This window comes from Gemmata obscuriglobus (genome assembly GCF_008065095.1).
Taxonomy (GTDB): Bacteria; Planctomycetota; Planctomycetia; order Gemmatales; family Gemmataceae; genus Gemmata; species Gemmata obscuriglobus.
Genome location: NZ_CP042911.1, coordinates 3,315,324 through 3,334,342, shown reverse-complemented (window position 1 = coordinate 3,334,342; position 19,019 = coordinate 3,315,324). Strand labels below are relative to the sequence as shown.

At 65.7% G+C, this 19,019-nt stretch carries 19 protein-coding genes and 2 tRNA genes; 11 read left to right on the top strand and 10 right to left on the bottom strand.

Going from position 1 to position 19,019, the window contains the following annotated elements; genetic code table 11:
- Nucleotides 1-85: 85 nt before the first annotated feature.
- The 3 genes from GobsT_RS13780 to GobsT_RS13770 form a co-directional block, all read right to left on the bottom strand.
- A complete protein-coding gene (locus GobsT_RS13780; protein ID WP_010047149.1) occupies nt 86-550 on the bottom strand; it encodes a hypothetical protein in 465 nt (154 codons plus the stop codon).
- Between the two features lie 36 nt (nt 551-586).
- A complete protein-coding gene (locus GobsT_RS13775) occupies nt 587-2,281 on the bottom strand; it encodes a hypothetical protein (RefSeq protein WP_010047148.1) in 1,695 nt (564 codons plus the stop codon).
- Nucleotides 2,282-2,816: 535 nt separating this feature from the next.
- Nucleotides 2,817-4,583: a hypothetical protein gene (locus tag GobsT_RS13770; protein WP_010047145.1), complete on the bottom strand. Its 1,767-nt coding sequence runs from the start codon at nt 4,581-4,583 to the stop codon at nt 2,817-2,819.
- Between the two features lie 187 nt (nt 4,584-4,770).
- Between GobsT_RS13770 and GobsT_RS13765 the strand changes: the two genes are divergently transcribed.
- A complete protein-coding gene (locus GobsT_RS13765) occupies nt 4,771-5,157 on the top strand; it encodes a hypothetical protein (protein WP_148087733.1) in 387 nt (128 codons plus the stop codon).
- 155 nt (nt 5,158-5,312) lie between these two features.
- On the opposite strand, the gene GobsT_RS13760 is transcribed toward GobsT_RS13765, so the two are convergent.
- Nucleotides 5,313-6,441, bottom strand: a protein-coding gene (locus GobsT_RS13760) for an IS3 family transposase (protein WP_417936319.1) whose coding sequence is annotated in 2 segments (ribosomal slippage) — nt 5,313-6,161 and nt 6,163-6,441 — 1,128 coding nt in all. Because the reading frame shifts where the segments join, the coding sequence is not laid out codon by codon here.
- A gap of 156 nt (nt 6,442-6,597) precedes the next feature.
- Here GobsT_RS13760 and GobsT_RS13755 point away from each other — a divergent pair.
- The 3 genes from GobsT_RS13755 (at nt 6,598) to GobsT_RS13745 (ending at nt 9,589) form a co-directional block, all read left to right on the top strand.
- On the top strand, nt 6,598-7,665 hold the full coding sequence (locus GobsT_RS13755) for a hypothetical protein (protein WP_029601181.1): 1,068 nt from the start codon (nt 6,598-6,600) through the stop codon (nt 7,663-7,665).
- 410 nt (nt 7,666-8,075) lie between these two features.
- The gene (locus tag GobsT_RS13750; protein ID WP_010047137.1) at nt 8,076-8,405 is read left to right on the top strand and encodes a cupin domain-containing protein; all 330 of its coding nucleotides are present in this window, start codon (nt 8,076-8,078) and stop codon (nt 8,403-8,405) included.
- 113 nt (nt 8,406-8,518) lie between these two features.
- On the top strand, nt 8,519-9,589 hold the full coding sequence (locus GobsT_RS13745; RefSeq protein ID WP_010047135.1) for a S66 peptidase family protein: 1,071 nt from the start codon (nt 8,519-8,521) through the stop codon (nt 9,587-9,589).
- A 74-nt stretch (nt 9,590-9,663) separates the two neighbouring features.
- On the opposite strand, the gene GobsT_RS13740 is transcribed toward GobsT_RS13745, so the two are convergent.
- Nucleotides 9,664-10,041 (bottom strand): hypothetical protein, encoded by a 378-nt coding sequence (locus tag GobsT_RS13740; RefSeq protein ID WP_010047132.1) that lies wholly within the window; start codon nt 10,039-10,041, stop codon nt 9,664-9,666.
- 123 nt (nt 10,042-10,164) lie between these two features.
- Here GobsT_RS13740 and GobsT_RS13735 point away from each other — a divergent pair, with 123 nt between their 5' ends.
- The 4 genes from GobsT_RS13735 to GobsT_RS13720 all read left to right on the top strand — a co-directional run bounded on the left by GobsT_RS13735 (nt 10,165) and on the right by GobsT_RS13720 (nt 11,984).
- On the top strand, nt 10,165-11,436 hold the full coding sequence (locus tag GobsT_RS13735) for an RNA ligase (RefSeq protein ID WP_010047131.1): 1,272 nt from the start codon (nt 10,165-10,167) through the stop codon (nt 11,434-11,436).
- 99 nt (nt 11,437-11,535) lie between these two features.
- Nucleotides 11,536-11,606: transfer RNA gene (locus GobsT_RS13730), tRNA-Arg, on the top strand.
- Nucleotides 11,607-11,633: 27 nt separating this feature from the next.
- The gene (locus GobsT_RS13725) at nt 11,634-11,900 is read left to right on the top strand and encodes a hypothetical protein (RefSeq protein ID WP_010047130.1); all 267 of its coding nucleotides are present in this window, start codon (nt 11,634-11,636) and stop codon (nt 11,898-11,900) included.
- 15 nt (nt 11,901-11,915) lie between these two features.
- Nucleotides 11,916-11,984 (top strand) — tRNA-Cys (locus tag GobsT_RS13720).
- A 124-nt stretch (nt 11,985-12,108) separates the two neighbouring features.
- On the opposite strand, the gene GobsT_RS13715 is transcribed toward GobsT_RS13720, so the two are convergent.
- The 3 genes from GobsT_RS13715 to dusB all read right to left on the bottom strand — a co-directional run bounded on the left by GobsT_RS13715 (nt 12,109) and on the right by dusB (nt 14,998).
- Complete coding sequence (locus GobsT_RS13715) at nt 12,109-13,167, bottom strand: transaldolase family protein (protein ID WP_010048103.1); 1,059 nt, start codon at nt 13,165-13,167, stop codon at nt 12,109-12,111.
- 215 nt (nt 13,168-13,382) lie between these two features.
- On the bottom strand, nt 13,383-13,877 hold the full coding sequence (locus GobsT_RS13710; RefSeq protein ID WP_010048104.1) for a hypothetical protein: 495 nt from the start codon (nt 13,875-13,877) through the stop codon (nt 13,383-13,385).
- Between the two features lie 11 nt (nt 13,878-13,888).
- Nucleotides 13,889-14,998 carry a tRNA dihydrouridine synthase DusB gene (dusB, locus tag GobsT_RS13705; protein ID WP_029601222.1) on the bottom strand — a complete coding sequence of 370 codons (1,110 nt, stop codon included), beginning with the start codon at nt 14,996-14,998 and terminating at the stop codon, nt 13,889-13,891.
- A 57-nt stretch (nt 14,999-15,055) separates the two neighbouring features.
- Here dusB and GobsT_RS39605 point away from each other — a divergent pair, with 57 nt between their 5' ends.
- The 3 genes from GobsT_RS39605 to GobsT_RS13690 all read left to right on the top strand — a co-directional run bounded on the left by GobsT_RS39605 (nt 15,056) and on the right by GobsT_RS13690 (nt 17,372).
- The gene (locus GobsT_RS39605) at nt 15,056-15,691 is read left to right on the top strand and encodes a hypothetical protein (protein WP_010048108.1); all 636 of its coding nucleotides are present in this window, start codon (nt 15,056-15,058) and stop codon (nt 15,689-15,691) included.
- A 53-nt stretch (nt 15,692-15,744) separates the two neighbouring features.
- Nucleotides 15,745-16,431 carry a Uma2 family endonuclease gene (locus tag GobsT_RS13695; protein ID WP_029601223.1) on the top strand — a complete coding sequence of 229 codons (687 nt, stop codon included), beginning with the start codon at nt 15,745-15,747 and terminating at the stop codon, nt 16,429-16,431.
- 134 nt (nt 16,432-16,565) lie between these two features.
- The gene (locus GobsT_RS13690; RefSeq protein WP_010048110.1) at nt 16,566-17,372 is read left to right on the top strand and encodes a cytochrome c; all 807 of its coding nucleotides are present in this window, start codon (nt 16,566-16,568) and stop codon (nt 17,370-17,372) included.
- 175 nt (nt 17,373-17,547) lie between these two features.
- Here the strand turns inward: GobsT_RS13690 and GobsT_RS13685 are convergent, their stop codons facing one another.
- Both GobsT_RS13685 and GobsT_RS13680 read right to left on the bottom strand, forming a co-directional pair.
- A complete protein-coding gene (locus GobsT_RS13685) occupies nt 17,548-17,973 on the bottom strand; it encodes a hypothetical protein (RefSeq protein WP_010048111.1) in 426 nt (141 codons plus the stop codon).
- A 160-nt stretch (nt 17,974-18,133) separates the two neighbouring features.
- Complete coding sequence (locus tag GobsT_RS13680; RefSeq protein ID WP_010048112.1) at nt 18,134-18,898, bottom strand: SDR family NAD(P)-dependent oxidoreductase; 765 nt, start codon at nt 18,896-18,898, stop codon at nt 18,134-18,136.
- Nucleotides 18,899-19,019: the final 121 nt, after the last annotated feature.

Below are 19,019 nucleotides of genomic sequence, written 5' to 3'. Positions count from 1 at the left end.
CAGCCGCACCCGCGGCGGAACGCCGCAGGATGTTTAGGTCTCGGAGCCGGCCGCTTGGCTTCAGTAGTCTCTGTTACTTCATCACTTACAACACGACATCCGGTTTGAGGAACTTGAGCCCGATCGGGTGCCAGCCGCCGGCCCCGCGGTAGCAGTACAGCAGCCACACGAGGCACCCGCGCGGGTAGCGTTCCAGGTACGTGAAGCGGACGAGGTCCGGCGCGGTGACCGTTTCGCGAAAGAACTCGAACGAGCCCGCGCCGCCGTACCCTCGAACCGCCCCCTCGCGCACCCGCAGCATCGGCTGGCGGATCAGCTTGTCGAACTCCGCATCGTCGTATTCGGGGTCCCCCACACGCACCGCCGCCAGGAACTCATCCGCCTGCCCCTTCTGAAGCTTCATGAACAGGTCGTCGGCGAACGGCCGGGCCTCGTGCGGTTTCTCGACCACCACCGCCGGCGCCGCCGGGAACGCCCGCCCCAGCACAAACGCTCCGGCGCCCCCGAGTACCCCGCCGAGCACCCCCGCGAGCAGAACCGGCTTCGTCACGGTGCCCTTACCTTTGCCGTTACGCCCCGGGCGCCGTCAGTTCGTGAACCGCCGGAACCAGTTGTCGAGCGTCCCGCCGTCCCCGCCGACGCCCAGCGCCTTGTTGCGCAGCGCTTGAAGGTGCCGACACGGCCCCTTCCGCAGCCCGCCCGTGTAGAAGTACGAACAGCCGCACTTGCCCGCCACGATGCGGTCGTCCGCGTCCAGCGTCACCTCGGACGTGGAGCGGCCGTCGACCGTCCCCACAACCTGCCGCTGCCCTTTCGCGTCCGTCTTGTCGGAGTTGATCTTGCACCGCCAGCGCGTGAGTTCGCGGGCGGCGACCGTCTCCTCGTTCTCGGGGCCGATCACCTCGGCCGAAAGGGTCACCGGCATCACCTGGCGCCACCGGTACACGCCGTGCGGGAGGTCGTGAATCACTTGCCCCAGCAGGGCGAGCTTGTTTAACCCGGCCGACACCGCGGCCTCGGACCCGCGGGTCTTCGTGGCCAGCGCCGGTAGCGTCCACGTCGGGGAGTCTCTGAACGCGGCGGCCATCGCCTGCATCACGTCGTTGGACGGCGCCACCGGCGGTGCGATTTGGTCGATGGCACTGCCGCCACTCGTCCAGTCGTTGGCGGTCCACCCGGAGAGCCCGAGCGTGAGCTTCATTTCCCCCATCTTCGCGACCCAGAAGCTCGGCAGCCCCGTTCCCAGCAGGTACACGTCCACGCCGTCGAGCAGCGGCAGCAGTCGCCCGAGCACGCGGAGCCGGTCCCGCCCCCAGGTGCGAATCACCTCTTTCCGCGCCCCAGAAGACGGCAGGTCGTGGACCACGATCTCCTTGTCCCACGGCTCGAGAACCAATTTCACCGGCCGGCCGGGCGTCAGCTCGAAGCGCACGGCCCGGGGCGACCGCTTGGACTTGTTGCGGGTCAGAAACGCGATCACCGAATAGACCGCCTCGCGGCTGAGCGGCACGCGCCGCATCGGCAGGCTCATTGCGCTTTGAAGCGACGAGAACCCGCGGAGCCACGACTGCGGCAGGTCGATCTTCTCTTCGCGGTATGCCGGGTCGTCGGTGCTGGTCTGCACCTCGAAGCCGAGCGGGTCGATGGTGAAGCGCGTCTCGCGGTAACTGCGGATGGTCTGGAAGTGCTCGTACAGGCGCCAGGAGTAATCGACGTTGGTGGTACCGAGGGCAACGTCGCGCTCGGCCTCGAAGGCGTCCCGCTCGACAGTCAGGCACCCGTAGCTGCTCTCGTCCGCGCTGAAACACTCGAAGAACATCACGTCCGGGCTGACAGTGATGACCGGGTCGCACGGCATCAGCATCCGCCACAGTTCCGGGTCTTCGCGCGACAGCAGGTTGCTGTACCGCGTCCGCGCGTCCCAGTAGCGCTGCCGGCACCGCTGGAACTTGCGCTCCAGGCCGGGCGGCATGGGGCGGCCACGTTCCTTTTCGAGTTCCGCGCGTTTGAGCTTCACGGCCTCGGTGCGGATGTGGGCTTCTTTCGCGGCCTCTTCCTTCTTCCACTCCTCGTATGCGGTCTTGTCCTTCGGCTTGAACCGCAGGTCCGAAATGACCACGTCGTGAAGCGCCGACATGGCTTCGCGGAACCGAAGCGGCTGGCGCAACACGCCCGTGTAGCTGACGCGGTCGCGGCGCAGGTTCGGCGCGAGCGACACCGCCAGACCGACGGGGGTCTGGGCGACGGCACTGCGCCCGCGATACGCCGTGTTCAGTTGCATTCGGAGCCTCTCCCGAACTGCGCTGGGCGTTGAAGAGTTTTAACAGGATTAACAAGATCAACGGGATTGAAAAGGCGAAGAGCATCGCTTGTTTTCGATCCCGTTAAATCCTGTTGATCCTGTCAAAAGCTCTTCGGTCTTCGTGTATTGCGGTGTCCGCCGCGACCGACTTCAATCGTGGACCCGAGTCGTTCACGAACGCCGCCCGGGGTACTCCCGGGACGGAGATGCAGGTCGATTCAGTCCGTCCTGGGAGTACCCCGGGCGGCGAAAAGACCAACGGCTCGGGGAACGCAATCGCGAGCAACTGCACCCGCGGCGGAACGCCGCAGAGAAGGTCTCGGATCGCGACGGACACCTTAGTTGTTGGCACAGGGCTCCCGCCCTGTGCTACGTCCACCGGCCCCTCCGGGGCGGAAAATCCAACGGCGGTTGTTGTTCGTGTACTCAGTCTTTGCACCCCGTAGGGGTTGCCGAGCGTAGCACAGGGCGGGAGCCCTGTGTGTCCGACTCGCACACATTTAACATCGACAACTCAACCCCACTGCAGTTCGGGAAATACCGCCTCCACCAGAGGCTTGCGCGTCGGGTTCTTCGCAACGAATCGCGCCACCCCCGCCAGCCCGGCGCGGAACTCCGGCCCGCGCACCGACCGCAGCGAGACCGCGATCATCGGCAGCAGGTCGCCGGCCTCGTCCGGGCTCGCACTGAGCCGGTCGATGACCTGGCGCACCACGAACGGCTTTGCCCGGCTGCCGCGCTGGACGTTCAGCAGCACCGTGGCCCAGAGGAACCGCACGCGGTCCGGCGGAAGCTGCCCAAAACCGTCGCGCGACTTGATCCGCTCCTCCAGCATACCGACCAGTCGGAAGCGGATGTTGTCGTAAGGGGATTCCAGGAGGCGCTGCCACACCAGTACCGCGTCGCGGGCACGCGGCTCGATCTGGAACCACTCCCAGCCCACCTCACGCACCTCTTCAAAGCGCGAGTCGAGGAACTCGAGCACCCATACGGGGTCGAAGTCCGTCCGCGAACTCAGCACCTCGCACGCCCACTTCACCAGATCGACGCGCAAGGGTTCGCACTCGGCGTTCCGCAGCCCGAACACCGCAGTGATTTCCTCGGCGGTGTTGACCTTCTTCCCTTGAAGGAACGTCAAGCCGAGCCGGGCGAGCGGAACCGGGCGCTGCATCGCGAGCGCCACGGCGTCGGCGAACGTCACCTGTTCCGGTTTAACACTCCGCGCCACCAGTTCGCAGATGCGGTCGAGCAGGTCCGTCCGGGCTTCGTCGGTGATGCGCAACCACTGCTCGATCGTGACCTGTTCCAGCCCGCCGCGCTTTTCGAGCACCTCCAGCGCGAGTTCGTTCAGAACGCTGCTCGGCGAGACCAGCCACTCCAGAAGCTCGTCGAGCGTGAGTTGTGTCAGTCGCTCCGGGAAGTGCTTCCGGAGCATCTGCACCGCCCACATCGCGACGGGCCGGCACCTCGCACGCACCAAGAGGTCGAAGATCGGCTCGGCGCTCCGCAACCACAGTTTGCGGAACATGGGCTCGGGTTGCAAACGCGACAGTGACCCGCCGTCCGCGACGCGCCAGCCGGTCGGCTTCGCGTCGAGAACGGGCGAGTGGTGGAACAGGACGTGAACGAGCCCCCAGTTGTCGAGCAGCGCGAGGCCGTCCGGGGCGTCGGCGTCGGTGTAGAGTTTGAGCGCCGTGCAAACGGCTGAGATGTACCGCTCGGGGTGCTGGCGTCCGAGTTTCCGAAAGTACCGCCACGCCCGGCGACGCAGGTAGTTCCGCGTCGCAACGGAGAACAGGAACTTCCCGGCAGTGAACTGTTCCCGGTCGGCGGTAAACCACGGCCCGCTGTACGAGCGGTCGTCGCGTGCGAGTACGGTGTCGCTCGGGGTCACGACCGCTTCGTACTGCTCGTTCTCGCGGCGGCGGTGGTTGTAACGCACCTTCGTGACGCGACGCCGGCGGATGGTGCGATCGAACCCAGTCAGGAACCGGGCCATCACGGCGTCATCGCCGGTGGTGTCGGCGAACTTGAACAGCCGCTTGACGAGCACCTCGTGTCGCGGGGCGTTGAACGGCAGTTCGAGGTAGGTGAACAGCAGCCGTTTGGCTTCAATGCGCGGGTCGGTCCACCACGTCTCGGCAAACGTGGCCAGGGCTGCCGCGTTGGGGAGTTGGCGCACCGCTTCCACGAACTCCGGGGCGCCGGCCTGGAACATGCGCCGGGCGCGTTCCCAGTTCGCATCGTTACCGTGTGCCGGTGGTTTGCGGTCGCGGGCCATCGGAAACACTTCCCAGGTGGTGAAGTAGCGTGATAGTACGGGCCTCTTCGGGCGCGTGCAAGCGCCGTTGTGCCTGGGGAAAAGCGGGGGTCCACGACACGGTTTGCAAGTTGGGGTATCATGATAGACCGCGGCTCGAAGAAATAACGGCCGTGCGAGCCACACAAGTCGTTGGTGGAGATCAGGTATGGCACGCCCCAATAACGCTCGTCCCGAAGTCGCAGCGAATAAGGCGTACCTGGACGGGGTGGCCAAAACGTTGGTCGAGAGGCTGTTCGGACCCGATGGGCCGCCGTGGGGCACGACGTTCGAGGAACTCGAAGAACTGGTCGTCCAGTTGGGCCAAACGGTGTCACGCGAACTGCTCCGCCAAGCTCTCCAGAAACAAGCGGCCGGCACCATACCCGCCGAGAGACAACAATGCCCGGGGTGCCGACAGACGCCATCACCCGGTGATCCCGAACCACGCATCCTCACCACGCGGGTCGGGGAAGCGGAGTGGAGCGAACCGTCGGCCTACTGCACCGCCTGCCGGCGGGCTTTTTTTCCCTCAGTCGGCGAGTCTGGCGATTGACCGCGGCGGGCAATCCCCGGCCCTGTTGAAGAAAGTCGTGTTCGCGGGCACCCGGTGCGGATCGTTTGCGCTGGCCGCTGAGGCCCTGCGGGAACTGGCCGAGGTTCCGGTTACAGTGGACCCCATTGTCTAGACCAAAAAGTTGCTATCCTTCGCTACTGTTTCGTCGGGGCCTTCGTGGCTCCGACGCCATACACCTGAGCCGGGGTGCGGTAGTCCAGGGACTGGTGTAACCGCTCGGTGTTGTAGAACCCGAAGTACGCCCGGAGCCCACTCTCCAGGGCCGGCACCGACTCGTAACCCTTGAGGTACACGTCCTCGTACTTGACGCTCCGCCACAGGCGCTCCACGAACACGTTGTCCAGGCACCGGCCCCGCCCGTCCATGCTCACCGCGACCCCGGCCCGCTCCAATCGCCCGACCCACGCGGCGGCCGTGAACTGGACTCCCTGGTCCGTGTTGAACACCTCCGGCTTGCCCCGGCCCAAGGCCTCCTCCAGCATGTCCTGGCAGAATGACCCGTCCAACGTGTTGGACAGTCGCCAGGCCACCACGTACCGGCTGAACCAGTCCATCGTTGCGGCCAGGTACATGAACCCGGTGGGCATCGGGATGTACGTGATGTCCGTGCTCCACACCTGATGGACCCGGTCGATGGCCACGCCCCGCAACAGGTACGGGTACACCTTGTGCCCGGACCCGACCGACAGCTTGGGCTTGGGGTACAGGGCCTCCAACCCCATGATCCGCAACAGCCGCTGCACCCGCTTGCGGTTCACCTCGTGGCCCTGGGTGCCCAGCCACGCGGCCAGGCGCCGGCTCCCGTAGAACGGGCACGTCGTGTACTGCTCGTCGATCAACCGCATCAGCGTCAGGTTCTCCGCGCTCTCCGGGGTCGGCTCGTAGTACACCGTCGAGCGGTTCAATCCGATCAGCTCGCACTGGCGCCGGACGCTCAGCTCCGGGTGCTCGGCCTCGATCCGGGCACGCTTGGCCTCAGCCGAGGGCGGCCGATTTTTTTTTCACCCAGTCGAGTTCCACCTTGAGGCGGCCGATCTGCTCGTACAACTCGGTCGTCTTGTCTTCCGGGGGGCCGGTGCCCTTCGCCCCCGAGGCGAACACGGCCTCGGCCCCGGTGAGCAACTGCTTCTTCCACCCATGAATCAGGGTCGGGTGGACGCCGTGCTGACTCGCCAGTTCGTTGATGGTCTTGTCGCCCTTGAGGGCCGCCAGCGCGACCTGGGCCTTGAACGCCGCCGAGTGACTCTTCCGCTTGCCCGCCATGGGTTCCCCTTTCCTGGGCCTCCGGTATAGCTTAACCGGCGGTCCAGTTTTCGGGGTCCACTATAGGTTCCGGTCAAGCAGGTCGAGCGACGAACGCAACAGATCGGTACCGAGCGGTGTGCCGAACGCGATGCCGCCGTCGCGGCTTACGAGTCCTTGCCTCTGGTTGAACGCAAGAAGGCGCCTCCGGATGTCGTGCCCCCGCCGATTGCGGTGGTCCAGATGGACGGCGGAAGGCTTCAGATCCGGAACCCGACGTCACCGGAACAGCCGAAGGGCTCCGCGGTCGCGACGCCGGTACCCCCGAAGAAGAAGAAGAAGGGGGAGCATTGGCGTGAGGACAAGGTGGGTTTGCTGGCCTCAATGGCGAGTGTATCCGACACGGACGACCCGTGCCCGCAAATTCCCACGCACTATATCGACCCCGAGCGGATCCCGCGTCTGGCCCAGGAAATCAAGTCGGAATCGAAGGCCGCCGGGCGTGAGCCGGCCGGTGACGCGGTCGCCCCGGTCGATCCCCAACCGGTGCCCGAGGCGACCGGCCGGTACGAACCGCCCGAGTTGGTCGTGCGGAGCGTGGTGAGCACCAAGCAGGGGGTCGAGGTGTTCGGTGGGTTGCTGGCGGCCGCGGCTTGGGCCCGTGGGTTCTACGGGTCGAAACGCCGGGTGTTTCTGGGCGACGGGTCGAATGCCAACTGGGGCGTGTGGGAACGGCACTTCTCGAGCTTCACGCCGGTGGTCGATTTCATCCACGCGTTGGCGTATGTGTACGGTGCCGCGATGGCGGGTGGTCCGTTTGGGGAGGGTTGGTCCCGATATGTGCAGTGGATCGAGGCGCTGTGGCGTGGGGATGTTGCGACGGTCGTGTCGGGTCTGGAGTCGCGGCAACAGGTTCTCGGGATGCCCGAGGCGACCGACGGCGAGACGCACCCGCGGGTGTGCGTAGCCGAGGCCCGGTGCTACTTCGAGAACCAACGGGGACGTATGAAATACGCGGAGTATCGCCGGGCCGGTCTGCCGATCACCACCAGCCACGTGGAGTCGACGATCAAGCAGATGAATCATCGGGTCAAGGGGTCCGAGAAGTTCTGGTCCGAGCCGGGCGCCGAAGCGATCCTCCAACTCCGGGCCGACCTGCTCAGCGAAACCGCACCGCTCGATGACTTCTGGAATCGACGACAAGCCAACATCACCGGCGAACGCCGACACAGACTCGCTGGGTAGGCGCAAAGCATGTCGTACACCCGAAAAGCGGCCCCGTTGCCCTTCTCTGCAAACGCCGCGTGGTCGGCACGTTGGACAGGACAACCGCGTGCGGCCTTGCTGCCGAACGCACCAGCACTGTCGCGCGGGCATCGGCTCCTTCGCCTCGCGTTTAACCGAGTACACGATTTCGCGCCCCCAGACGACCGCAGAGGCGTGAGCGAAGCGACACCCGCCGTGGTAGTATCGCACCAGCAGCGGTGGTAGTCGGCGTCCAGCAGTTGCCCCCGTTCGAGTCCGCTCGCCGTGGGCGTCGTGGCAAGCCCCGGGACTGCGCGTATCCTTTCAGCGCAAGTGTCGATACACGAGACCGAGCCGCACCCGAAGCAACTTCACCGGCCGTCACGCCGCTCACATACACCGGAATACGCATGACCAACGGTAACCTTCTCGCGGCTCTCCCCGCCACCCGGCCCCCTGCGGAGGCGTTCGAGGTACTCGTTGAACGCGCCGGCTGGAAGGTGGAACGAATCGTGTCGTGGGGGCACGTCACCGCACCCGGCGAGTGGTTCGACCAGACGACCGACGAGTTCGTCGCGCTTCTCAGCGGCGCGGCCCGGTTGCAGGTTGAGGGTGAGCCCGCCCCTCGCGAACTCGCACCGGGCGATTGGGTGTTTCTCCCCGCCCGAATTCGGCACCGTGTTGAGTGGACTGACGAGGGCAAACCGACCGTTTGGCTCGCAATCCACGCCGTGCCGTAACACGGCAGTTTGGGATGGAACATCGTTTTCCTGCCACCGGAACGGAGAGCAACATGACCAACCACCTACACTCCAGATGTCACCAGCCCGCATCAGCCACCCGAGTTCCCACCGTGACCCGCATATCCCGTCTGCTTCTTCCCGCACTCGTACTTGCTGCGCTAACCGGTTCGACCGCGCTACCGCTCGAACCGGCAACGCCGGCTTCGGCCGCGCAACCGCCCGCGTGGACGCGCCCGGCTGCGCTCCGTCCCGGCGACACGATCGCGTTCGTCGCCCCGGCCGGTCCGGCGGACGCCGAGAAAGTTGCCAAGGCGAAAGAGCGGTTCGAGAAGATGGGGTTCAAGGTGAGCGTGCCACCGTCACTGACGACCCGCAAGAATCGGTATCTGGCCGGGACCGATGAGGAGCGCGCGGCCGAACTCAACGCCGCGTTCAAGGACAAGGGATCGCAGGCCGTCTTCGCGGTCAAAGGAGGCTACGGGCTGACTCGCATCCTCCACCTCATCGACTACGAGGCGATCCGTAATAACCCCAAAGTCGTCCTCGGCTTCTCCGACCTCACCGGGCTGCACCTCGCCATCGCCAAGAAGTGCCGACTGGTGACGTTTCACGGCCCGATGCCGCAGTACGGTCTGTACCGCGACGATGCCGGGTTCGGTTACTCCTCGGATGTGTTTTGGCGGACGGTGAGCGCGGACAAATACCCGAAGGGCGACAGCGGGTATACGGTCCCGCTTCCGACGGACGGACCGAAGCCGCGCAAGCTGGTGGGCGGGAAAGCGAAAGGACGGTTGGTGGGCGGGAACCTGACGCTAATCGGCGCGACAATGGGGACGCCTTACGAGATCGAGGCCGACGGTAACATCCTGTTTCTGGAAGACACCGGCGAGAAGGCGTATCGGATCGACCGGGTGCTTTCGCAACTGCGCCTCTCCGGCCACCTGGACCGGTTCGCCGGGGTCATCCTGGGCACGTTCGACGGTGCCGACGAGGTCGAGTTGGATGCGGTCTTCCGTGACTACTTCGCCGGGCGCAAGGTGCCGGTCGTCACCAACTTCCCGGTCGGACACACGCCGTTCAACGCCACCCTGCCCCACGGCGGGCTCGTCGAGTTGGACGCCGACGCCGGAACCGTGAAGGTGCTCGAAGCGCCCGTCACGCTCGGCGCCCGGAAGCCGTGATACACGTTCCAGTCATCGTTATCTGCTTTGCTGTGATCTTTGTGACACAGACATTCCTGTCTGTGTCAACGCTCTCACCCCGCGTACTTCGCGACCAGCGCGTTGAACTCCGGCGACGTGCGCCGCGCGGCGGCTTTCAGTTCGCGTAAGAACGTGCGTTCCAACTCGTCCACCCGCCCGTCTCGGAGGATGAACCGCTCCAGCCACCCGGCTTCCGCCGCGGTCAGGTCGCCGTCGGCGAGCATCATCTTTTTCACCACCTCGAACACGAACGTGTGGAACCGTACCACGGCCTTCGGCGCGCTGTTCCGCAAATCGATGAGGAACTCCGCCTCGGTCCGGTTGATGACGCCGTCGGCCAGGAACGCGCGCCGCAGGATCTCCGTCTCCCGCTCGCCGACCATGCCGTCGATCAGCACCAGGTCTTTCGCCAGCCGTTGCCAGTCTGCCATGAGCGTTTCTCCGGGAGGTGACGAAGCCGATTCCCCACGCGACTATACCAAATCCGACGCCCCGATCCAGCGAACCGGTGAGCACGGGGGCGCGTCCGTTTGACGACGCCCGCGAGACCACACATGAACCTCCGCCTCGACCACCTGCTCGACGACCTGCGCGCCAACGCGGCCGACATCCTCAAAGCCATCGACGCCGACCCGCTGTTGTCGAAGCGGCAATCGGGGGAGTTGGTGCTCGCGAACGCGAGCGGCGCGCTGTTCACCCCGCAAACCGCGCACCAACTGTTCGCCAAGGGGCTCGTGTACCGGCGCGACCCGTTCGAGTTGGTGTCGCTGCCGCTGGTCAAGATTTATAACCTCGGCGAGAAGAACGTTTCCGCCGCCGACCTCGCCGGCATCGCGGCGGGTCCGGGGAACGCGCGGCTCCACTTTCTCCACAAGCTCGACGGCACGCTGATCCAGCGGTTCCAGCACCGGGGCCGCGTGTACTTTACCACCCGCGGCATGATCGAGGGGGGGCCGTGCTACGGCACGCAGGACGAGGACGCGCCCGCGCGCACCCGCAACTTCGATTTTCTCGGCACCGCCCGCCGGTTGGCGGCGCGCAAGTACCCGGCGCTTGTGGAGCCGCGGCCGGAGTTCGAGAACCTCACACTGGTGTTCGAGTTCATTCACCCCGAAACGCGGGTCATCACCAACTACGGCGACCGCGAGGACCTCGTGCTCCACGCGTGCTTCGACAAAGTCGACTACCGCTACCGCACGTTCGCGGAACTCAAGGAACTGGCCGCGGCGCACGCCCTCGCGCACGTGGAAGAGTTCGCGCCGGCGGGCCACACCCTCGGGGAGCAAATCGAGAGCCTGCTGGCTTCGATCGCGGGCACCGACCAGGAAGGGACCGTTATCACCATCGAGCACGACCACCGGGTCGTGTACCGTGTGAAGGTCAAGGGGCCGGACTACCTGCGCGTGCTCAAACTGGTGGTCACCTGTACCTACGACCGGACGGTCGAGATGTTCGACGCGCACCCGGACTGGACCGGCTGGGCGGACCTGGAAACGCACCTGCGGTCGCTCGGCCGCGAGCAGGTTCCGGAAGAGGTGCTGGGCTTCTACCGCGAGCACTACGACACCTTCGCGGCGTACCTCGCGAACTGCGAGCAACTCCGTGTCTGGGCCGCAAAGGTGGGCGCCGAGGTGCGTCGCGCTGCCGAAACCGAGGCCGGAACCGGCAACGACCGGCTGCTACGAAAGTGCTTCGCGGCGCGGGCGGTCGCGTTCCCGAACAGGGCGCTACTGTTCACCGCGTTCGACGGGCGCCTGGACCTGAAGGCCGTTCGCGAGTTCGCCCGCACCCCCGACGAGGCCCGCGCGGCCCTCGCGCGCGTTTGATTCTCCCCGCCACGCGATTGGCGCGGATTCCTCCTGAACCACGAAGTCGGAACCACCCCCGCGAACCTTTCGCCCGTGCTTCGGGTCACTTCTGCGACCGTCCTCGGGGTGTGGTGGATGCACTCGACTCTGCGAAGGTCGCGGACCAGGTTCGATTCCTGGCGGGGGCACTGTCCGATTCGCGGTGAGGTGCAGTGATGGCCAAGGAAGTGTTCTATCGCCAGTGTCGGCTGGTGAAGCGAGTGGAAAACGGCGAGTGGGTGCAGGTGTCGTGGCTCCCGGAGCCCTACGCCACCACCGGGCGTGTGGTGAAGCTGCGCGCCGACGGAGCATGGGACGACGGCTGGATCGTGACCGGAGCGGGTGACCGCCGGTTGCGGGCCGACGAGGTGCCGGACTTCCACGTCCTGAGCAAGGCCCACCTCCGCGCAACGGGCGACGCCGAAACCGCGCCGAAGGGGTGACGCTGCGGCCACGAAGACGCTGTCCGACGGGTCGGGCGGGTGCCTGCAAAGCTCCCGGGGCGGGTTCAACTCCCGACGGCGTCTCTGGGGAAATGCGGATTGCGGAGTTCGGAATGCGGAGTTGAAGGCAGCGAATACACGCTTAAGCGACTGTCTTTCTGCCTTCAACTCCGCATTCCGAACTCCGCAATCCGCATTTCTCGCGGTGTTACTTCAGTTCGGCGCGTTTCTTGGCGATCAGTGCGATCAGGGCCTTGTGCGGCTCGGCGAACTTCGCCAGCCCCTCGCTCATCAGCGTCTCTTCCAGCTTCTTCATGTCCACCTTCGCGTCGATGTCCGCCAGCACTTCGGCGGGCGGGAGCTGCTCGACCTGCTTGGTGAACGTCCGGCCGCTCTTCTGCACGTCCTCGTTGGTTTGCGGCGGGTTGGTCTCGATGTCGTCGCCCGCCAGCGCCTCAACGTACTTCCACGCGGGCGGCGTGGTGCCGTCGGCCATCTTCTTGGTGCCGGTGCTCGCGAAGATCATCTCCTGCTTGCGCGGGAACCCCTTACCGGCCCAGAACTCCTTGTTCATCTTGTAGATGCGCTTGGCGTTCACGATGCCGACCTGCCCCTGCGCGGCCGGGATCAGGTTCGGAACCTGCTTCTCCGTGTACACGTCCACGCGGCTCACGAAGATGCTGTACACGCTCTTTACGTTCTCCTTATCAGAGCGGCGGGCGGCGCCGCGGGCCACCGCGTCGCGGGCCAGCAGGTACTGCCGCTCGGAGAAGATGAGCGTGATGTTGGGGCAAATGCCCGCGGCGACCAGTTCTTCAATCGCGCCGAGGCCGCCCGGGGTGGCCGGCACCTTGATCATGCGGTTCTTGTGACCGGCGGCCCACTCCTTACCCAGCCGAATGTACTCGGCGGACCGCTCCTCGGTGTTGCGCGTTTGGGCGTGGTCTTCCAGGAGCGGGTCGAGTTCGAAGCTCACCCACCCGTCGTCGCCCTTGGTCGCGGTCCACACGTCGAGGAACACGTCTTGCGCGTCCTTGACGAGTTTGTCGGTCATGGCCCACGCGACCGCCTCGTCGTCACGGCCGGCGTCGAAGAACGTCTTCATGTGGGCGTCGAACCGCCCGGTCTTCAGCAGGTCCGAGATGATGATCGGGTTCGAGGTGGCGCCGGTGGCGCCTTGGGACCGGTTCAGCTTGATGAGTTCCGGGTCCACGGAATCGAGCCACAGTTTCGTGCCGGTGGCCGCCAGCGATTGCAACGGGGTCATTGGGGTGCGCCTCGCGATGGTAATTTCTGTTCGGAGGCATCATAGGCGGGGCGCACCCGTTTGGCGCGAGCATTGTTCGCCGACCGCCCGCGCCGGGGCCGAACGACCGAAACTCCCCACACAAGCCAAAAAAGCAAACGGATCTTCCTCTCGCGCCTGATACGGGTGGGGCGTGGGGAGCACCGCGGGCATCCGCGAACGGGTCGCCCTCCGCGTTACTTTCGGGCGCCGATGGCAGCAACGTGTGCGCCGACCACGGCCAGTTCGACCCCGTTGAGTGCCGCCCACACTTCCGGCGCCAGAGCGGGCACCAGAAGCGCCACGAGCAGCGGCCGGTCGGTGACCTCGTGAAGCGTCAGGAACGGCGACGACGGACCCTCAAGCAGCCCGCGAACCACGTTCGAGTCGCTCCACTGCCGGCCGACGGTGGACAGGTACAGACGGTCCTCCACGGCGTCGCGCCCGGTCGCCAGCACCACGCAGAGGAAGAGGGCGCCGTCGAGGTGGAAGGAGCCGATGGCCCCGCCGCTCGACCCGGACCACACGACCCGCAATTCCCCCTGCGGGACGCGCACGGTGGCGTCACAGCGCAGTCCGGTGAACAGGCTCGCGAACTGGCGAACGTCCGGGTGGTCCGCGGCCGGGATTTCGGCCCAGTGCTGTTCGTGGACGGAGCCGTTCGGCAACATGACCAGTCTGTGCAGGTTCATCGCAGCTCCGGTTACCAGTGTGCGATCGGTCCGGCGGGAACCGCGATGTGCGCCTGCTGCGCGTCGTACTCGGTCCAGCCGTCGGGTGCGCGCCCGCCGGAGAACGGGGCGATCAACTGCTCGAACTCGGCGAGCGTCGAGAGCATCACGAGCCGCTGCTGCACCTTTTTGGGGAACCGCAGCGCCTTCGTGTACCACGTCGCGACCTTGCGGAAGTGGACGCACCCGTTCCGCTCGCTGCCGCGCCAGTCCACGAGCCGCTTCAGGTGCAACCGCATGAACGCGAGCCGTTCGGCGTAGGTGGCGCGCGGCCCCGGGTCTCCGGTGCGCACCCAGGCGTCGAACTGTCGGAACACCCAGGGGTTGGCGAGGGCGCCGCGGCCGATCGCGATCCCGTGGCACCCGGTTTCGGTGATCATCCGGGCCGCGTCCTGAACCGAGCGCACGTCGCCGTTCCCGAACACGGGGATCTTCTCGACCGCCTCGACCACGCGGCGGATGCCCTCGTGGTTCACGCCGCCCGCGAACCCCTGCTCGCGGGTCCGCCCGTGGATCGTGAGCGCCGCCACGCCCGCCTTCTCGAACTCGCGAGCGAAGTACGGCGCGCTCAGGTTGTCATCGTCCCACCCCAGCCGCATCTTCACGCTGACCGGCACCGGCCTCACGGCTTCCACGACCTGGCTCACGAGGCCGACCGTCGCGCCCGTGGTGTCGCACATGAGCGAAGACCCGCCGCCGGTCTTGACGACCTTCCGGACCGGGCACCCCATGTTGATGTCGATGCCGTCGGCGATGCGGTTCTCGACGAGCCACTTCGCGGCGCCGGCCATCTCGTGCGGCTTCGACCCGAAGATCTGGACGAACAGCGGGCGCTCGGCGTGGTCGTGCGCGAGCAGCAGCATCGTCTTCTGGATGCCGTCCACGATCGCGCGGGCGTTGATGAGGTCGGTGGTACACAGCCCGACGCCGCCCAGCTCGCGCACCGACAGCCGGAACGGCAGGTTCGTGTAGCCCGCGAGCGGCGCGAGGTTGAACCGCGACGCGAGCGCCACGCTCCCTACGGAGAGGGGCTCGCGGTAAAAGGGTGGCGGCGGCGGGAGTTCAGCGGTCGCGTTCGTCATGGAATTACTTTACAGCGGAAGCGAATGACCGCGTAGCCGCGTTCGGAGGCACGGACGATGACGGAAGCGGAGTGGTTCGCGGCGAGCAGTGTCCGCAAGCTGCTGGGTCACCTGTCAAAGCAACACAGTTCGGACCGTAAACTCCGCCTGTTTGCCGTCGCCTGCGGCCGTCGCAGTATGGGCGATCGTGCCTCACCGCAGTTCCGCGAGGTCACGGACGAAGTGGAGCAGTTGGCCGAATCGCGCACGAACCGAACCCGCAACCGTCTCAAACAGTTGCGTCGGGAGTTGGCAAGCGGTGCGAGTTGGCACGCTGCGGAGGCCTGGATTGTGGCCGGTCTTGTTGCCGCCACCGGATGGGCCAGCGCCAGTCGCGCCGCCGCTGCGGTTCGTGGATCTGTGTGGTTGTGGCACAAAAGTCGTGAAGAACGGGTGCTGGTGTCGCTGCTCCGTGACATTCTCGGCAACCCGTTTCAACCGTCTCGCTTCTCTTCCAAATGGCGCACGGCTGACGTGGTGCTTCTCGCACAGCAGATGTACGGGTCGCGGGATTTCAGCGCGATGCCGATCCTCGCGGACGCGCTTCAAGACGCGGGTTGCGACAGCGACGCCATCCTGAACCACTGCCGCGACCACGATTGCCCGCACGTCCGCGGGTGCTGGGTGGTTGACCTCGTGCTGCGCAAAACGTAACCGCCGTTGCGGAGCCCCCCGCGCGAGCCGATAATCGGATTGGAGGAACACGCATGACCACTGCGACCATCGACGCACCCACTCTACCAGCAGCTCCTGCGCTGCCGCGTGTCACGGTTGCGGACCTGCTTCGGCGTCTCGGTGACATCCCGGCGGACCGTGTGCGTTTCAATCCGGTACCCGGGCTCGCGACTTTCGAGGATCTGGTCCACGTAAACGCGACGCGCGACGCGCAGATTTGCGAATGGGTCGACGGCACTCTCGTGGAGAAGGCAATGGGATTCCATGAGTCGTGGCTGGCCGTCATCATCATCGGCGAGTTGTACGCTTACCTCAAAGCCAACGACATCGGAATGGCTTCTGCCCCTGACGGTGTCATGAACATCCTCCCCGGCGTCGGCCGCGCGCCGGACGTCGCGTTCATCCCGTGGGCGAAACTGAAGGACGGCAAACCGCCGGCGCGCGAGAATAAGGTGCCCGCGGTCGTACCGGACCTCGTGATCGAGATACTGAGCGCGTCGAACACACCGGCGGAGATGGCCCGCAAGCGCGACGAGTACTTCCGCGCCGGGGTGAAGCGCGTGTGGGAAATCAGCCCCGAATCCCGATCCGCCAATGTGTTCACCGGGCCGACCGCCGTGACCCCCGTTCCGGCCGATGGCACGCTCGACGGTGACGCTATCCTCCCCGGTTTCACGCTCGCGCTCCGCGACCTGTTCGACCGCGCCGACCGTCGATAACCCGACCGGTTTTCCGCCCCGGGACTCCTCCGCCCGCCCGCAGGACCATAGTATTCTGGCGTGAACCCGGATCGCCCGCCGCGTTCGCGTTCCCGCCTGCTCCCGCTTCCCTGCACGCACAGGAGACCCCGCTCGTGACCTACTCGCTCCGCCTCGTCGTCGGCTGCGCCGCGCTGGCCGCCGGCCTGTGGACGCTCGCCGGTAACGGCACCGCCGGCACCCCGGGGCTGCCCACAGACTCGTACAAAAAGGCCGCCGAGGCCGACCTCAAGTTCCTCCAAAAGCGGCTCAGCGAACTGGCGAAGTCCGCGGAGCCGTCGATCCGCTCCGCGAAGCCGGCGGTGGCGGTCACGCTGCTCATCGCGGCCTACGCGGACGTGCTCGGCGACAAGGCGCTGAAGGACGACGTGCTGAAGGTCGGCGAGGCGATCAACGCCAAGAAGTACAAGGACGCCGACGCGCTGGCCCAAAAGCTGGCGATCAAGCCGGGCGGCGGGAAGGCGGGTGGCGACCTGCCGAAGCTCGACGCGTTCGAGAAGGCCAAGGACAAGGACGTGACCTACCTGCCCACCACCATGAAGCTGTTCAGCAACACGACGGTGCTGAAGTTGCCCAGCGGCATGAACATCGAAAAGGACCTGAAGGACTGGACCGCGAAGGGGAGCGCCGTGAAGCTCGACCCCGCCGCGGTGGAACTCCTCGCGGTGCGGTCGGCGGTGCTCAACGAGTACGCGCACGATTACCCGAACGAGAAGGCCCGCACCAGCCCGCAGAACCTGAAGGAGTGGCAGAAGTTCAGCAAGGACTCGGTGGACCTGAGCAAGGAGCTGATCGCCGAGGCCACGAAGAAGGCGCCGGACTTCAAGGCGCTCCGCACGAAGCTCACCGCCCTCGAAGCCACCTGCACCAACTGCCACGGCAAGTACCGGTTCGACGACTGAGCGAGTTCGATCGGCCGGCTCCGCACCCCGAATCAAGTGGGCGCGTGATTAACGGAAAGCTCAGCTCACGTAACCGGACCGGTTGAAAGACAGTAGGTCGGTAAAAGCACAACGGCCCGCGACTGAACTATCAGTCGTGGGCCGTTGCGTTCTGAGCGTAGAAGCTGGAGCGGGTTCAGGCTGCCGAAATGTTCCCACGCGGCGGCCCCTCGAACCGGTGCGAGAGCCGCTGGCTGTTTACGTCGAGGGCTTCGAGGATTTCGTACACCGGGCCGATAGGGATGTTGTTCGAGATGGCCCAGGAGATGATGTCGAGGTTCTCGGCACCGGTCTTGAGCTTGTTCAAAATGGTGTCGAGCAGTTCGGCGTGGTTGTGGAATGCGCGGGTGAGGAGACCGAAGTCGTTGCCCGAAAGCTCGATCCAAAAGCACCGGCCCTGAAGGTGCTCGACCCACCGGGCGCGGAGGTAACCGGTCCAGTGGTCTTTCACCCACCGGTACACGCACCCCTCTCCGAGGTCGTACCCGGCCTTCTCGCTCTCCAGCCACCGGTATTTGTTCTCTTCTTCGATGCACTCACGGTGAACACTTTTCATCACCATGTCGGCACTCGGGAGAGGAGGGCACGCGTTCATGGGCCACCTACCACCTGACGCCGCACGCACGAACCGCCGGGCGAAATGAGCGGTCGAATCGTGCAACGTTTCATCTGGAATATTATGTCGCAGACAGGGGCGAATCAAGTTGGCACCGCCACATCCCTCAGCGGGCCAAGTACCCTCCGTCGACGAACAGCGTCTGGCCGGTCACGTAACTCCCGGCCTCGCTACACAACATCAGCACCGGCCCCACCAGTTCCGTCGGTTTGGCCCAGCGTCCCAGTGCGGTCCGATCCGCAAACGCCTGCTTCTCGGGTTCCGACAGCACCGACATCGGCATGTCAGTCATAAACGGCCCGGGGGCGATACAGTTGACCGTAATTCCGAACGGCCCCAAATCAAGCGCGCTCGCGCGAGCCAGCCCCATCAGCGCGGCCTTGGTGGCCGAGTAAACGTTCCGGCGCTCTTTCGACACCTGCCCCATGATCGATGAGATGTGAACCACCCGCCCCCAGCGCCGCTCTTTCATCTGCGGCACGAGTTCGCGGGTGAGAGCCATCACGGAACTCAGGTTCACCTCGACCACGCGGTCCCAGATCTCGTCGGTCACGGCGTCGATAGCCTGCGGGGCGTTCATACCGGCGTTGTTCACCAGGATGTCGACCCGTCCCATCTTCTCTAACGCGAACGCCGCGAGTTTCGTGACATCGTCTCGCACAGAAACGTCGGTCACGCGGTACGCCCCGCGGCGCCCGGTCCCGGCAAGAATGTCTTCGAGCGCCCCCTGAAGTTCGGATTCGTTCCGGCTGGCGATGACGACATCAGCCCCGGCCTCCGCGAGCCCACGAGCCATCGCCTTGCCGAGCCCCTTGTTGCCGCCGGTAACGAGAGCAACGCGGCCCGTGAGGTCGAAAAGGGTGGCGGGCACGATAGCTCACTCTCCCGCGTGTACAGATTACGTGCAATTAACTTAACAAGCTGCCGCGGCTCGGTGCAAGTGAAAAGTGTCACAAAGCCGTTCGGCGAGGTCCGGGTTCCGCGCTCCAGGG

Coding starts and splice junctions, on each gene's coding strand:
- GobsT_RS13710 (WP_010048104.1), bottom strand. CDS start 13,877: ATGAACCTGCACAGACTGGTCATGTTGCCGAACGGCTCCGTCCACGAA.
- GobsT_RS13750 (WP_010047137.1), top strand. CDS start 8,076: ATGACCAACGGTAACCTTCTCGCGGCTCTCCCCGCCACCCGGCCCCCT.
- GobsT_RS13695 (WP_029601223.1), top strand. CDS start 15,745: ATGACCACTGCGACCATCGACGCACCCACTCTACCAGCAGCTCCTGCG.
- GobsT_RS13685 (WP_010048111.1), bottom strand. CDS start 17,973: ATGGTGATGAAAAGTGTTCACCGTGAGTGCATCGAAGAAGAGAACAAA.
- GobsT_RS13725 (WP_010047130.1), top strand. CDS start 11,634: ATGGCCAAGGAAGTGTTCTATCGCCAGTGTCGGCTGGTGAAGCGAGTG.
- GobsT_RS13715 (WP_010048103.1), bottom strand. CDS start 13,167: ATGACCCCGTTGCAATCGCTGGCGGCCACCGGCACGAAACTGTGGCTC.
- GobsT_RS39605 (WP_010048108.1), top strand. CDS start 15,056: ATGACGGAAGCGGAGTGGTTCGCGGCGAGCAGTGTCCGCAAGCTGCTG.
- GobsT_RS13735 (WP_010047131.1), top strand. CDS start 10,165: ATGAACCTCCGCCTCGACCACCTGCTCGACGACCTGCGCGCCAACGCG.
- GobsT_RS13775 (WP_010047148.1), bottom strand. CDS start 2,281: ATGCAACTGAACACGGCGTATCGCGGGCGCAGTGCCGTCGCCCAGACC.
- dusB (WP_029601222.1), bottom strand. CDS start 14,998: ATGACGAACGCGACCGCTGAACTCCCGCCGCCGCCACCCTTTTACCGC.
- GobsT_RS13740 (WP_010047132.1), bottom strand. CDS start 10,041: ATGGCAGACTGGCAACGGCTGGCGAAAGACCTGGTGCTGATCGACGGC.
- GobsT_RS13765 (WP_148087733.1), top strand. CDS start 4,771: ATGGCACGCCCCAATAACGCTCGTCCCGAAGTCGCAGCGAATAAGGCG.
- GobsT_RS13770 (WP_010047145.1), bottom strand. CDS start 4,583: ATGGCCCGCGACCGCAAACCACCGGCACACGGTAACGATGCGAACTGG.